Raw genomic sequence first — 14779 nt, forward strand, 5'->3', positions numbered from 1 at the left:
CAATCGTTGTTAGGAAAGCTACTTATCCGATTAAACCTACGTGTTTGAGGAACATGTATACCGGCATGGCTGCAAACAAAGCCGGAATGAGAATGGCAAAAACATAAACACCCAGAAACTCAATAAGGGGGGTGTACTTTTTGTGGCGCAGACCAATTGTCTGGAATCCACTTTTAAAACCGTGAACGAGGTGATATCCCAGGGCCGCCATCGAGAGTACGTAAATAGCCACATACCACCACTGCGAAAATGCAGCTACCACCGTCTTGTAGAGGTCTTTATACTGCTTACCGTCATACTCGGCCATTGGTACGCTGCCAAAGTGCATTTCATACCAGAAAGTCCGCATGTGAAGAACAATGAAGATGAGCAGAATTGTGCCCAGAATTCCCATGTTTCTTGACGACCAAGGGCTATTAGCCTCCGGACGGGCGTAAGCGTACTTCACCGGGCGTGATGCCTGGTTGTGACGCGTCAGGATAAGTGCCATCAGCGCGTGAACAATAATCGACGTGTAGAGCAGGTAGGATACCGTCATGATCAGCGGATTATGCGTCATGAAGTAACTATACTCATTGAAGGCCCGGCCTTCGTCACCTTTAAATAGCTGAAGATTGCCCGCAACGTGAACAATCAGAAACGTACACAGAAACAGGCCGGTAAGTGACATAATCACCTTTCGGCCCAGCGAACTGGCTAACGTTTGGGTTACCCAAGACATAGATTGATTGGCAGAGATAAACAGTTGAAAAACAACAAAACAAGTCTTTCATTTTGGCAAAAAAGTAGCCTCAAAAAGACCGCGTAAAAGTACAGCCCGATGGATACGCAAACAAGGTAGATCCTTGTTTTTTGCCTTCGACAGCTGGTTTAAGCGTATGTTCGCTAACTGCCTGTTAATCCTGTTTGTTCCGGCATGGCTACATATACGTGGCTTTGGCGAGTTAGTCCGGCTACCAGGTGTGAAAGTCTAGTAGTTACCCTATGGCTATTTTTCTGATTGCCAGCATAGTTAATGGGCTAACTGAGCCTTGCAAATCTGGGGTTAGAGTCCTATATTTACTCTACAATTTCAGTAAACTAACAAACCGATGAATGCCGGGCACCACCAAGGTGAAAACCGGCTTTTTTGCGCTTATGGCACGTACCAAATATCATCCTGCACAGCTTCAGATTGATTTTCTGGCCAACTTCCGCCAGATGCTCGTCAGCCTTGGCAATGCCGATAATCTACCACATAACGAAGCACTCTTCGTACGCATGACCGACCAGTGGGAAAGCAAACAGGTGCTTCCGGCGGATCTGTTGTTTCAGAAGAGCCCTGTCGACGCGGTGGTGTATCGCCTTCAGAAAGAAGATCGTGCATCAGGGCTGGATCAGCTTCGCTTTCCCACTGACCTGGTTGCCGGGGAGTTGCGGGGCACCCCCGGTCTAACCGGATTTTCAGCTATGTTCAGAGAGCAGGGTTGGGTCATCCTACCGGCAGAGTTGTCGGGCATGTATAAAAATCTGTTTCTGAATATTCTGACCGCCTCTATTGGGCTGGCTTATCGGTACCCTAACCGGCGCGAGTTACTGGCCGAAGCCGAACGTGTAGCGCTGGCTTCGCTGCTGCCCGAATCAGAGATGAAGAAGTTTTTCGGTATTAAGCTCTCGCGCTTCCCGGACTCGTTTCGGAGCGAGGTGTCAACCTACTTCAATCTGCCATTCGATTATATCTTGAAACGGGCACAGCACATGGGAGCCGTTACCGCCGAAGCGGTGGAAGAAGCCGCGAATCCACGCAGCGTTCGGCCAACGACCTTGCGCAAGCCAGCCAGTTCAAGAGCTGCTTAGGCATACAGGTAGTCAGCTGTTTAGACCGCATATGTAAAAAGGGTGACCCTGTTGGGCCACCCTTTTTACGTTTACAGCCAGCAAGGCGTACACCGCTTGTTTACAAGATGCCTCGCAGGCCTCCAACGCTGAATCAGGTGACTTTTAGCATTAATCCCAGAAGGGTTTTTCCTGAATAAAGAATAATGGGAAAACTCAGGAAACTGTAAACTTTTCAAAAGTTTCCCCGGTTTCGGACTTGATGAACGTACCTGAGAACGAAACCATTAAGGACAAAATATTGAGAGAGTCGGCTAAGCTGCTCTGGAAGTACGGTGTGCGCACCATCACGATGGATGATATTGCCCGTAGGTTAGGTATCTCTAAAAAGACCATTTATCAGCACTTCTCCGATAAAGAAGATATTGTCTATCAGGCGGTTAAATACCACATAGATTATGAGATGATGGAATGTGATCGGGTAATGTGTCTGGATATGAACCCGATCGAGGAAATGCTCATGGTATCAGAAATGATGCGGCGGCAAGCCGATCAAGTGAATCCCAGCCTGCTGATGGACGTGCAGCGCTACTACCCTAAAGCATGGGCCGTTTTTCTGGAGCATAAAGAGAAGCGCATCATCAGTGATATCAAGACCAACTTGCAACGGGGCGTAGAGCAGGGATTATACCGAGCCGATATTGATCTGGAAACGATGGCCCGTCTGCGAGTCGAATTAATTCAGCTTGGCTTCGATGACCGCATATTTCCCAATAACAAAGACGTACTGCTCACGCAGGATCAACTGGTTCACCACTTCATTCGGGGAGTGCTGACCGAGGCTGGCTTCGTAGCCTACAATGAGCGCGTCAATAAATTCAAAGAGAGTACAATCTGATTTTTCTATAGCAATGAAAACTACTTTACAAAAGCATACCATCCGACGCTTTGTACCGGCTCTTTGGCTGGCGATAAGCTGGCTGGGCGCAGCCACGCCAGGTACGTTGTTGGCGCAGGTGCCCGCAGCCAGCACGCCAACGGGGTCGGTTCCTACGCAACCATCGGTGGGTCAACAGCCAACTGGGGCTGCCGCCAGCGGTCAGCAACCAGGCGCGCAACAACCGGCGGCAACCGGGGCGATTTCGCCCAGTGGACAGGCAACAGTACCTTCTCAGCCAGGTACGTTACCAGCAGGAGCTACCCAGCCCGGTATTCAGAACACGCCGGTCAATCTACAATCGGGTAACATCTCCACCTTCAATTCGGGACTGGCGCCAGCGCCAACGGGACTGAAGCCAGCCAACCAGCAAGGTGACGGACAGCGGTTCTCAATGCAGGAAGCCATTGATTTTGCCATTAAGCAAAACATCAACGTGCGGAACAGCCAGCTCGATGCGGTGAGTGCCGAGGCACGGATTCTGGAGATCAAAGCATCGGCGTTGCCACAAGTGAGCGTAAATGGATCGTTTACCGATAACCTCATCATTCAGCGGGCCTTCCTGCCAGCCGTTTTCTTCGACCCTAAAGCGTCGCCCGATGCACCGGCTGTTCCGGTTCAGTTCGGGGTAAATTATGCCGGCAACGCCACCGCCAGCGTAAACCAGTTGCTCTACAGCGCCAGCCTGAATGTGGGCCTCCGTGCTGCGGCTACCTATCGCGAACTGGCTCAGCGTACGACACAGGCCACCAAAGTGACGGTAGCCGAGCAGGTAGCCAAGGCCTATTATGGCGTACTGGTTGCCCGCGAGCGCTCGAAACTGCTGGACCTGAACATTGGCCGCCTCGACACATTGCTGCGCGACACGCGTGCCTCAAATCAGCAGGGTTTCGTGGAAAAGCTCGATGTGCAGCGGTTGGAGGTGCAGGCCAATAACCTGCGGGCCGAACGTCAGAACGTTGAAAACCTGATTCAATTAAGTTACGCTCTGCTAAAGTACCAGATGGGCCTGAGCGTAAACGACGAAATCACGCTGACCGAGCAATTACAGGATCGTAATCTGACGGAGTTAGAGTCACTGATCGCGCCTGACCCGACGTTCCAGTACCAGAGCCGTATTGAGTACTCGACCCTGCAGACACAGCTGAAACTGGCTGAATTGGACATTGAGGGATCGAAGAAAGGCTACTACCCAACGGTGTCGGCTTTTGTGAACTACGGCTACAACAACGGTAAGAACCGGATTGGTGATATGGTTACCACGCCCTGGCTGAACTTTTCAACGGCCGGTCTGAGTGTTCAGATTCCGATTTTCGACGGTTTTCTAAAGAAATACCAGATCGCCCAGAAGCGGGTGACGCTCCAGAAAGCGCAGAACAGCGGTGAGTTGCTAAAAAACTCGATCGACCTGCAAATCCGGCAGTCGAGCATCACGCTGAACAATGGTTTCCAGACGCTGCAAACCCAGTTGCGCAACCGCGATCTGGCTCAGGAAATCGTTCGCGTAACGCGGATCAAATACAAAGAAGGCGTCGGTTCGAACATTGAAGTATTGAACGCCGAAACGTCATTCCGTGAAGCCCAAACCAATTATTTCGCCTCCCTCTACGACTTCCTGATCGCCAAAGTAGACCAGGACAAAGCACTGGGCCGGCTGTATACAGGACAATAAAACTGGTTTGCGGTTTGTCGTTTGATGTTGCGCGGCTGATTAGCGAAGCAACCATAAACGGCAACCGACGAACCACCTACTGAAAAGAAAATCATGAAGCACACATACATCATTATTGCGCTGCTGGGTACGTTGCTGGCGGCATGCGGGGAGAAGAAAAGTGACCTGCAAACGAAGAAGGCCGAACTGGACAAGCTGAAAGGCGAGCAGGCCGAACTGAGTGCGAAGATCAAAGGGCTGGAAGGTGAACTGACCAAGCTTGATCCGGTGAAGCGCGAAGAAGCGAAAATAAAAGCGGTAGCAGTGTCGCCGGTAGCGGCTACTACGTTCCGGCATTTTGTAGAACTGCAGGGTACGGTCGATGCGAAGAACAACGTTCAGGTAACGCCGAAAGGACAGGGTGGTGTGATCACGGCCATGTACGTGTCCGAAGGAACGCCAGTCCGTCAGGGGCAGGTAATTGCGAAACTCGACGATCAGATTGTGCGCGAATCGCTGGCGGAGGTGCAAACGCAACTCGCGCTGGCCAACACGGTATTCGAGAAGCAGAGCAATCTCTGGAAGCAGCAGATTGGCACCGAATTGCAGTACCTGCAAGCCAAAAGCAACAAGGAGTCGTTGGAGCGCCGGATTTCTACGGTGAAAGCCCAATTGGGTCAATCGTCGGTGACGTCGCCTATATCGGGTGTCGTTGATCAGGTAATCGGTAAAGTTGGCCAGGTGGCAGCACCGGGTATGGGCATTGTACGTGTGGTTAACTTGTCGAAGCTGAAGGTTGTGGCCAAAGTAGCCGATACCTACGCTGGTACCGTGAAGCGTGGAGCCGCCGTGCAGGTAATGTTCCCCGACATTAAGAAGCAAATCAATGCGCCTATCAGTTTTGTGTCGACTTCGGTCGATCCGCTGAGCCGGACGTTCACGATTGAGATTCCGCTGCCATCAGACAACACGCTGAAACCAAATATGCTGGCGCAGGTGAAGGTCAACGATTTCTCGAAGTCAAACGCCATCGTGATCAATCAGAATCTGATTCAGAATACGGAGAACGGCCAGTTGGTCTACGTGGCGGCAACGGAAGGTAACAAGAAGGTTGCCCGGGCCAGAAAAGTAACGGTGGGCCAAAGCTATGGTGGCCAGATCGAGATTACGCAGGGTATCAGTGCGGGTGATCAACTCATCACGCAGGGATACCAGGAAGTGACAGACGGACAAACTATCTCATTTTGAGTTTGTGGTTTGCGGTTTGTCGTTTGATGTTGCCCTGCTGATTGGCGAAGCAACCACAAATGACAAACCACAAACCGCAAACGGTCTTCTTTATGAAATTCACAGACTATAAGACCCTTGGCTTCACCAACTGGTGTGTCGAGAACAGGACGGCGATTTACATCTTTACCTTCCTGATAACGTTCGGCGGGTTGTTCGTCTACAATAACCTGCCGAAAGAGCAGTTCCCGGATATTAAGATTCCAACGGTTATTATTCAGACCGTTTATTTCGGTACGGCACCCGCCGATATCGAGAATACGATCAATAAGCCGATCGAGAAGCAGCTGAAGGCGGTAACGGGCGTAAAACGCGTGAAATCGAACTCGTTGCAGGATTTCTCGCTCATCACGGTCGAGTTCAACCCCGACGCCGACGTGGCCGAGGCGCTGCAGCGGGTACGTGATGCCATTGACAAGGCCCGTCGCGATCTACCCCAGAAGCTCGATAGTGGCCCCACCGCGCAGGACGTGAACTTCTCGGAGTTTCCGATCATGAACATCAACCTGGCCGGTAACTTCTCGCTGAACCAGTTGAAAGACTATGCCGAAGACATGCAGGACGCCATTGAGGCCATGCCTGAGATTAGCCGCGTAGACATCGTGGGTGCGTTGAAGCGGGAGATCCAGATCAACGTGAACCTGCCTCGTATGCAGTCGACCGGCCTGACTTACTTCGATATCCAGAGCGCCGTGCAAGGCGAAAACATCAACGTATCGGGTGGTGATCTTGACGTCGACGGGGTACGTCGGACGTTACGCGTGAAGGGTGAATTTACCGACGTAGCCCAGCTGCGTAACCTGCAGATTCGGACCGGAACGGGCGCCACCGTTCGCCTTGGCGACGTGGCCGACGTGCAGGACAGCTTTGAAGAGCAGCAGGATTTTGCCCGTCTCGACAACAAAACGGTTGTTACGCTCAACGTCATCAAACGGGCGGGTGCCAACCTGCTGTCGGCGTCGGAGCGGATCGAGCAGACGATTGAGCAATATAAAGAAGACCGTTTCCCTCAGGGACTCGACATTCGGATTACGGCCGACCAATCAGAAAAAACGAAAGAGAACGTCAATGACCTGGTGAACACCGTCGTACTGGGCTTCATCTTCGTGGTACTGGTGCTTATGTTCTTCATGGGTGTGCGCGACGCTATTTTCGTGGGTCTGTCGGTGCCACTGTCGGCGCTGGTGGCTTTTGTGCTGATGCCCGTGCTTGGGCCCATCGTGGGAACGGCCTTTACGTTGAACACCATTGTACTCTTTGCCTTCCTGCTGGGTCTCGGTCTGGTGGTCGATGACGCCATTGTAGTGATCGAGAACACGCACCGACTCTTCAACCAGAATAAAGACTGGACCATTCAGCAGGCGGTGAAAGCGGCGGCGGGTGAGGTATTCATTCCGGTATTCTCAGGTACGTTAACCACCATTGCGCCGTTCTTCCCGCTCCTGTTCTGGCCGGGTATTGTGGGTGAGTTCATGAAGTTCCTGCCGCTGACGCTCATCCTGACGCTGTTTGCTTCGCTATTCGTGGCGTACGTGATCAACCCGGTATTTGCCGTGTCGTTCATGAACCGGCACGACGACGATCACCACGAAGACAACCAGGGTTTCGACGCCATCAAACGGCCGTTGATGATCATGGGGGTGCTCGCCATTGTTGGGTACGTTATCGACCGGGGTGTGGGTAACCTGTTTGTGGTTGGCCTGCTGCTCTATGTCTTCAACCACTACGTGCTGACGCCGAAGCTGATCGTGCCGTTCCAGGAAGGGCTTCTGCCCCGCCTGAAAAGTGGCTACCGGAAACTGATCTCGTTCCTGCTGACGGGCTACCGGCCGGTGTTCGCCGTCCTGGGTGCTTTCGGTCTGCTGGTGATGACCTTCATTCTGCTGGGCATTTTTCCACCAACGGTGATCTTCTTCCCGAGCGGTGAGCCTGATTACATCTACGTGTACAACGAATTGCCGCAAGGTACCGACGCCCGCGTAACCGACTCGGTGACGAAGGTGATTGAGAAGCGCGTATACAAAGTGCTGGCCGACAACAAGGCGCAGGGCACGGTGAACTCGGTGATCTCGAACGTAGGTAAAAACGCTGGTGATCCCGCCAACCCCGACCGGAACGCCACCCCGCAGAAGTCGAAAGTGACGATTGCGTTTAAAGGCAACGAAGAACGTGAAGGCATCTCGACGGATACGCTCCTGAGCAAAGTACGTATTGCCATGCAGGGCATTCCGGGTACCAATATTTCGGTACAGCGCGAAAGCAACGGACCGCCCACGGGTAAACCCATTTCGGTCGAAATTGCGGGTGACGACTTCGTGCAATTACAAAAGCTGGAACAGCAGGTACGTCAGCGCATTCAGCAGGCGGGTATCGAAGGTATTGAGCAGTTGAAATCCGATCTGGTGACCAACAAGCCCGAAATCGTCCTGAATATCAACCGTGACAAAGCGGAGCGTGAAGGAATCTCGTCACAGCAGGTGGCCTTTGCCGTTCGGACGGCCCTGTTTGGTACCGAGGTGTCAAAATTCCGGGATGCGAAAGACGAATACCCGATCATGGTTCGGTTGCAGAAAGACAACCGCAGCCAGATTGAGCGACTGTTGAGCCAGAACATCGTGTACCGCGACATGAACTCAGGTGGTGCCCTGCGCCAGGTGCCGCTGACATCGGTAGTCGACATTCAATATTCGACCACGTTTAGCCAGATCAACCGCAAAAACCAGAGTCGTCTGGTAACGCTGAGTTCCGACGTGGTGACGGGCTACAACGCAAACCAGATTGTGGGTCAGATACAGCAGATTGTGAATGACCTCGACGTACCCAACGGCTACACCATCAAAATGGGTGGCGAGCAGGAAGATCAGAAAGAGTCGATGAACTTCCTGGTGTCAGCGTTCGGTATCGCCATTCTGATGATCTACCTGATTCTGGCCACGCAGTTCAACTCGGTCATCAAGCCGTTGATCATCTTCACCACCATTCTGCTGTCGCTGATCGGGGTATTCCTTGGTTTCATGATTACCGGTAAATCATTCTCGGTCATCATGTCGGGTGTGGGTATCATTGCCCTGGCAGGTATTGTGGTGAAAAACGGGATTCTGCTCATTGAATTTATCGAAGAGCTGCGCGGACGGGGTGTTCCTACGCGGGATGCGATCATCGAAGCGGGTGGTACGCGTTTGACACCGGTATTGCTGACAGCAGCGGCGGCCGTACTCGGTCTGGTCCCCCTTGCCTTTGGTATCACCGTTGATTTCGTTGGCCTCTTCCGCGACTTTGATCCGCATATTGTGATCGGTGGCGACTCGTCGGTATTCTGGAACATCCTGGCCTGGACCATCATCTACGGCCTGACGTTCTCGACCGTACTGACGCTGGTGATCGTGCCCTGCCTCTACTGGATCAACGAGCGCGTTCGCGACAAGTGGTTCCGTAAAGGTGTTGTGACGCAACCCGCCCATCAGGAAGAACCTGCCGAAGTGTAACGGTAACGTACCTGAACTACTGCAAAAAAGGCGCTCATCGTATGGTGAGCGCCTTTTTTACTGAATAAGCGAAACCGGTTTGCACTTGACTGCCTAACTTGGGTGCCTATGGTTCGCGATTGCTGCGGCCCTGCTATGCTATGAGTCGATACAGACTTTTTGCCACTCTGCTTCTGGGTACGTTACCTGTCTGCTCGCTGGTGGCTCAGGTAGTAAGCCCACGTTCTGTTCAGGAGCGCTACCGGAAACTAGAGTACATGATTCCAATGCGCGACGGGGTCAACCTATACACTGCCGTGTATGTGCCGACAAGCGCTTCGGAAAGCCGACGATATCCGTTTCTGATGCAGCGAACCTGCTTTGGGGTGGCCCCGTACGGCCCGAGTCAATACAAAAAGACGCTTGGCCCCTCCCCAGCACTTGAACACGATGGCTATATTTTCGTGTATCAGGACGTGCGGGGTCGCTGGGCGTCGGAGGGCGTCTGGACCAACATGACCCCCATTGTGGCAGACCAAAAACCGGTGCTGGCGAAAAATGGGGCAAAGGCGACGGTTGCCATCGATGAAAGCACAGATACCTACGATACCATCGAGTGGCTGCTTACCCACGTGCCGCACCATAACGGGCGGGTGGGGCTGTGGGGAATCAGCTATGCCGGGTTTTATGTAACGGCAGGTGTAGTGGCCGATCATCCGGCCCTGAAGGCAGCATCGCCACAGGCCCCGGCGGCCGATTTTTTCTTCGATGACTTTCACCACAACGGCGCGTTCACGCAGGCGTACCTGCATGCCTACCCCGTTTTTGGCCTACAGCCTACGACGCCAACAACCAAGCCGTGGTTTATTAGCGGCATGATCGATACGGGTACAAAAACCGGCTTTCAGTGGCAAGCTGACCTGGGTCCGTTAAGCAACGTGAACGCCTACTACAAAACCAATTTTTTCTGGCAGGAGACAGTAGCGCACCCGAATTACGACGAGTTCTGGCAAAAGCGGAATGTGCTGCCGCATCTGAAAAACATCAAACCCGCTATCATGACGGTGGGTGGCTGGTTTGATGCCGAAGATTTGTATGGGCCGCTGAATACTTACAAGACGATCGAGAAAAACAACGCAGGTACGTCAAACACCCTCGTTATGGGACCTTTCGGGCATGGCGACTGGGCGAAGGAAACCGGCCACACAACCCACGGAGACCTGTACTTTGGGGATAGCCTCGCTACGGCTTACCAGCGCACGATTGAAGCGCCGTTTTTTCAGCATTACCTGAAAGGCCCCGGCGATGGCAAAACGGGTCTCCCCGAAGCGTACCTGTTCGACACCGGGACAAAAGCGTGGCGAACGTTCGATACGTGGCCTGCCTTTACGGCCCAAACGCAACGGTTTTACCTGGCGAGCAACGGCCAACTGACTTCTCAGGCTGGTAGCGGCACCCGTTTTTCGGCGTACGTCAGCGATCCGGCGCACCCTGTCCCGTTTTCGAGCGACACCGCGGCGGCCGACGATTTTGTGCCGTTATATGCCTACATGTCAGACGATCAGCGTTTTGCTAGCCAGCGCCCCGATGTGCTGACTTTTCAGACCGAGGTGCTGACTGAAAACCTGACACTGGGCGGCGAGATTACGGCCAAGCTAACCGTCAGCACGACTGGCTTCGATGCCGACTGGGTGGTAAAGCTGATCGACGTGTACCCGCCAGACGAGCCGAATCAACCGTACACGCCAACCAGGAATACCTCGCTTGGAAACTACCAGCAACTAGTGCGCGCGGAGGTCATGCGTAGTCGATTCAGGCGATCATTTGAGAAGCCGCAGCCACTAAAACCTGGCGAACCAACGGCCATTACGTTCAGGCTACAAGACGTGTTGCACACGATCAAAAAAGGCCATCGGCTGATGATTCAGGTGCAAAGCACCTGGTTTCCGCTTATTGACCGAAACCCGCAGACATACGTCGACAATATTTACAAAGCCACCGCCAGCGATTTCCAGAAGGCCACCCATCGGGTATACGACAACTCGGCTATTGAGGTGCAGGTGATTAAGTGATAGCCTGCCCGCTACCTGTTGGGCGCGATGCAGGTTATCAGCGTTGCTTATCTGTTTCTGGGTGTTAGTGAGACCTTGGCGCAACCCGTACACCGGCAATCGGTGGGGGTAAGTGTAATGGCTACGTCGACCACGCAAAGTCCCGATGAGCTAAACAACCTGACAGTATACGGCTGGCTGGAAGGTGGATTGGGCAGATTAGTGAAACTAACCGTATTATTGGCCACCAGTCGATTGCTGGCTGCTCCGTAGGCTGGCCCGTTCGTATAATTAGTAGCGGCCACCAGATCGGCTCGCTCGGTGTTTTGCAGGGTCGTGAATGTAATACGAGCGTTGTTGTTGGGCAACGTACCTGTACAGGTTGCTAACGTAACGGTTGGCTGCTGGGTATAACTTGGGGTGGCCCGTACCGTAACCGTGGTAGACGTTGTTGCCGAGCAACCGCTTGTGCCCATACACGTAACCGAATAACTGGTGGTTACCAGCGGCGTTACCAGAATGGTTGCCGTATTATCACGTGTTCCCCAGGTCAACGTGCCATCTGTGCAGCCTGCTACCGTCAGCGTAGCCGATAAGCCCGCACAGATCGTTGCTGAGTTGACCGAAAGGGAGGGAGTGACGGGTTGCGCATTGACCGTCACTGATGTAGTTGGCGAGATACAGCCGCTTGCATTTTTGACCGTTACTGAATAGGAGCCAGGCGCTACAGCTGTAAACAGGCCCGTTGTATTGGTGTAGGTCGTTCCGTTGATGCTGTAGGTTAGGCCCGTGCCGGTGGGGGCGGTGACGCTGATGGTACCGGTAGCCAGTGTGCAGTTGGGCTGAACCGTCACCGTTGCTGCGGGGGCAGAGGGAGAGAGCAACGCGGCATTGATGGTGACCGACGTGGCTACCGAGGTACACAAACTCCCCGTGCCATTCCGGGCGCGCACGGCATACGTGCCCGAGGCTACCCCCGCAAACACGGTGCTTGACGAGTAGTTGGTCCCGTCGATACTGTAGGTGAGACCTGTACCCAATGGTGCTGTAATCGTGATGGTGCCTGTTGGTAAGGTACATACCGGCTGAGTAAGCGCCACGGTGGGGGCGGCGGGCACCCCGGTTGGGCCGTTAACAGTCACTGTAGTGGTGCCTCCGTAACAGGCTTTCGTGGTATTGTAAAAAGCGGTGTAGTAAGTACCTGGCCCAACAGCGGTGACGCTGCTGAGCCGATTGGCATCGGTAGCTACTGCGCCAGTGTGCCAGGTTTGGGTTGTCCCGCTGGGTTGATTAGTGGCCGTAAAGCCGCTTAAATTGGTGGTAGTGGCTGGGCAGGCCAGCGTCACGGATCGACTACCAGCTATAGTTGGTGCCAAGTCGGCAATAGAAATCGCATCCAGAAAATTACCGATCGAGGTGATACCGCCTGCCGCCGACACCGATGTGAAACGAATCGAAAATGAATTGTTGGCTACACCAGTCGGCAACGTGAAGGACACAGAATAGTACCCCCAGGCCGTATTGCCATCCGAAAAATTACCGAGGTTCAAGTAGGTTGTCCCCGATACAGCCGTACCACTGGTTAAGCTGGTCGGGCTTGGCGAGCCAATGGACACATTCATCACATCAACGCCATTTCGTCCGCGGTGGGCAAAGTTTAGTGTAAACGTAGTGCCACCAGGGGCTACAAAGTCCTGATAGGTGGTTGCCGCTATGTTTGCGTTGAGCTCAATAAACTGATTGCCCGAATAAGAAGGAACGCCGTTGAAACCGCTACGCCAAACCTCCTGAGCACCGTCTCTGGCGGTCGTTTTCCAGGGCGCAATGATACCCGTACTTTGACTTATTGTTTGTTGCGCGGTGCTGATCTGAACGTTTTCAAAATCGGTATTTAACAAATAGGTACACTGGGCTATTGTGTCCTGCGCGAACAAGAAGAAGATCAATCCCAGAACAACAGCATAGAGACGGTTGCAGGCCGTCGAAAGACCGTCAATTAACATCTACTCGAGTCGTGCAGTGCCTCCCTGTCAGTCACTGCGTTTGTTCGTTGGACAAGAAAAACTAGTAAAGAATATGGTGAAATTGGTGCCAATACTGTGCCACAGTTGATCATATGTGATTATATTATTATGTGAAGTTAGTAGAGAAAACCAGTACAGTTCTCGCTGGAAGTTCCCTCCATTTATGGCACATCGCTGCCAGCAATACGTCAGCGACTAGCTTCTTTTTCTGTAGCTTTGATAGTACGATTCAAGCAACAAACTGCATTTCATGGAGCCTATTTTTGCCACCGACCATACCTGCGCCCTGATTCCCCGCATTCGTGAATTCATCGAAAATGAGATCATCCCGCTCGAAACGGCTGAGCACCTGACGGGTAACTTTTCCAAAGTGGCCAAAATTCTCGATCAGAAACGTGAGCTGGTGAAGCAGGCGGGGCTGTGGGGGTTGCAGCATAGTGTTGAGGAGGGTGGTCTGGGACTAACCCTTTGCGAGTTCGGACAGGTGAGCGAGGTGCTGGCTTACAGTCCGTTTGGCCATTACACCTTCAATTGCCAGGCCCCCGACATCGGCAACATGGAGTTAATGCACAAATACGCGCCGGAACACCTGAAACAGACGTACCTGGAACCGTTGAAAGAGGGCCACATCCGCTCGTGTTTTTCTATGACTGAACCCGAATTTGCGGGGTCAAACCCTACACAATTGGGTACGTTGGCCGAGCGTGACGGTGACGACTGGGTGATTAACGGCCATAAATGGTTTACGTCGTCGGCCGACGGGTCTTCGTTTGCTATCGTCATGGCCGTGACTAATTCTGACGCTGCGCCGCACCGCCGTGCCAGCATGATTCTGGTGCCGACCGATAATCCGGGCTTTGAGCTAGTCCGCAACATCAGCATCATGGGCGATGGCTCCGACCATTGGGGTAGCCACGCCGAGGTGCGATACACCAACTGCCGCGTGCCCGCCGCCAACCTGATCGGAGGCGAAGGCATGGGCTTCACGCTGGCGCAGGAACGCCTAGGCCCCGGCCGTATTCACCACTGCATGCGCTGGATCGGTATTGCCGAACGCTCGTTCGATCTGATGTGTCGCCGCGCCGCCACCCGCGAGATGGAACCGGGGGTGATGCTGGGCGAAAAGCAGTTCATCCAGGGGTTCATCGCCGAAAGCCGCGCTGAAATAGACGCGTCGCGCCTGATGGTGCTCCGTACCGCCCGCAACATCGACGAGCAGGGAGCGGCCGCCGTGCGCAACGAGATTTCGACGATCAAGTTCTACGTGGCCAACATGATGTTGCGCGTGGTGGATCGGGCTATTCAGACCTTCGGGGCGGCGGGCATTACCGACGATGTGCTGCTGGCCTGGTATTACCGCCACGAACGCGGTGCCCGTATTTACGATGGTGCCGACGAAGTGCACAAAACCGCCCTCGCCCGCAGCATCCTGAAAGGCTATGGGTTAGACACACGGAAACCTAAACCCGTAGTAGGTTGATCTGCCTTACTACGGTTCTCAACAGACTGCCAGCTAGTCGCTTGACTACGTCTGTTTTAATTACAAGTAA

Annotated in this window: 9 protein-coding genes; 7 read left to right on the plus strand and 2 right to left on the minus strand. The window is 53.4% G+C overall.

All coding sequences use genetic code 11. From position 1 onward, the window contains the following. Nucleotides 1-22: 22 nt before the first annotated feature. Nucleotides 23-721, minus strand: a complete 699-nt coding sequence (locus F7231_RS14740) for a succinate dehydrogenase cytochrome b subunit (protein ID WP_085411475.1) — start codon at nt 719-721, stop codon at nt 23-25. Between the two features lie 416 nt (nt 722-1137). Here F7231_RS14740 and F7231_RS14745 point away from each other — a divergent pair, with 416 nt between their 5' ends. From F7231_RS14745 to F7231_RS14770, 6 genes are all read left to right on the plus strand, one after another. Continuing rightward, on the plus strand, nt 1138-1836 hold the full coding sequence (locus tag F7231_RS14745; RefSeq protein ID WP_166692449.1) for a hypothetical protein: 699 nt from the start codon (nt 1138-1140) through the stop codon (nt 1834-1836). A 241-nt stretch (nt 1837-2077) separates the two neighbouring features. Beyond that, nucleotides 2078-2713 carry a TetR/AcrR family transcriptional regulator gene (locus tag F7231_RS14750; RefSeq protein ID WP_208295616.1) on the plus strand — a complete coding sequence of 212 codons (636 nt, stop codon included), beginning with the start codon at nt 2078-2080 and terminating at the stop codon, nt 2711-2713. A 13-nt stretch (nt 2714-2726) separates the two neighbouring features. Next, nucleotides 2727-4424: a TolC family protein gene (locus tag F7231_RS14755; protein ID WP_166692450.1), complete on the plus strand. Its 1698-nt coding sequence runs from the start codon at nt 2727-2729 to the stop codon at nt 4422-4424. Nucleotides 4425-4517: 93 nt separating this feature from the next. Continuing rightward, entirely contained in the window at nt 4518-5651 is a 1134-nt protein-coding gene (locus F7231_RS14760) for an efflux RND transporter periplasmic adaptor subunit (RefSeq protein WP_166692451.1), read from the plus strand. 92 nt (nt 5652-5743) lie between these two features. Continuing rightward, the gene (locus tag F7231_RS14765) at nt 5744-9175 is read left to right on the plus strand and encodes an efflux RND transporter permease subunit (protein ID WP_166692452.1); all 3432 of its coding nucleotides are present in this window, start codon (nt 5744-5746) and stop codon (nt 9173-9175) included. Nucleotides 9176-9315: 140 nt separating this feature from the next. After that, complete coding sequence (locus tag F7231_RS14770) at nt 9316-11226, plus strand: CocE/NonD family hydrolase (RefSeq protein ID WP_166692453.1); 1911 nt, start codon at nt 9316-9318, stop codon at nt 11224-11226. A 47-nt stretch (nt 11227-11273) separates the two neighbouring features. Here F7231_RS14770 and F7231_RS14775 read toward each other — a convergent pair whose 3' ends face one another. After that, the gene (locus F7231_RS14775) at nt 11274-13103 is read right to left on the minus strand and encodes a hypothetical protein (RefSeq protein ID WP_166692454.1); all 1830 of its coding nucleotides are present in this window, start codon (nt 13101-13103) and stop codon (nt 11274-11276) included. A 376-nt stretch (nt 13104-13479) separates the two neighbouring features. Here F7231_RS14775 and F7231_RS14780 point away from each other — a divergent pair, with 376 nt between their 5' ends. Further along, nucleotides 13480-14709, plus strand: a complete 1230-nt coding sequence (locus tag F7231_RS14780; RefSeq protein ID WP_085411472.1) for an acyl-CoA dehydrogenase family protein — start codon at nt 13480-13482, stop codon at nt 14707-14709. Nucleotides 14710-14779 lie beyond the last annotated feature (70 nt).

This window comes from Fibrivirga algicola, assembly GCF_011742925.1.
Lineage (GTDB): Bacteria > Bacteroidota > Bacteroidia > Cytophagales > Spirosomataceae > Fibrella > Fibrella algicola.

Excerpts from the sequence above, each read along its gene's own strand:
- F7231_RS14740 (WP_085411475.1), bottom strand. The coding sequence starts at position 721 with ATGTCTTGGGTAACCCAAACGTTAGCCAGTTCGCTGGGCCGAAAGGTG.
- F7231_RS14745 (WP_166692449.1), top strand. The coding sequence starts at position 1,138 with ATGGCACGTACCAAATATCATCCTGCACAGCTTCAGATTGATTTTCTG.
- F7231_RS14750 (WP_208295616.1), top strand. The coding sequence starts at position 2,078 with ATGAACGTACCTGAGAACGAAACCATTAAGGACAAAATATTGAGAGAG.
- F7231_RS14755 (WP_166692450.1), top strand. The coding sequence starts at position 2,727 with ATGAAAACTACTTTACAAAAGCATACCATCCGACGCTTTGTACCGGCT.
- F7231_RS14760 (WP_166692451.1), top strand. The coding sequence starts at position 4,518 with ATGAAGCACACATACATCATTATTGCGCTGCTGGGTACGTTGCTGGCG.
- F7231_RS14765 (WP_166692452.1), top strand. The coding sequence starts at position 5,744 with ATGAAATTCACAGACTATAAGACCCTTGGCTTCACCAACTGGTGTGTC.
- F7231_RS14770 (WP_166692453.1), top strand. The coding sequence starts at position 9,316 with ATGAGTCGATACAGACTTTTTGCCACTCTGCTTCTGGGTACGTTACCT.
- F7231_RS14780 (WP_085411472.1), top strand. The coding sequence starts at position 13,480 with ATGGAGCCTATTTTTGCCACCGACCATACCTGCGCCCTGATTCCCCGC.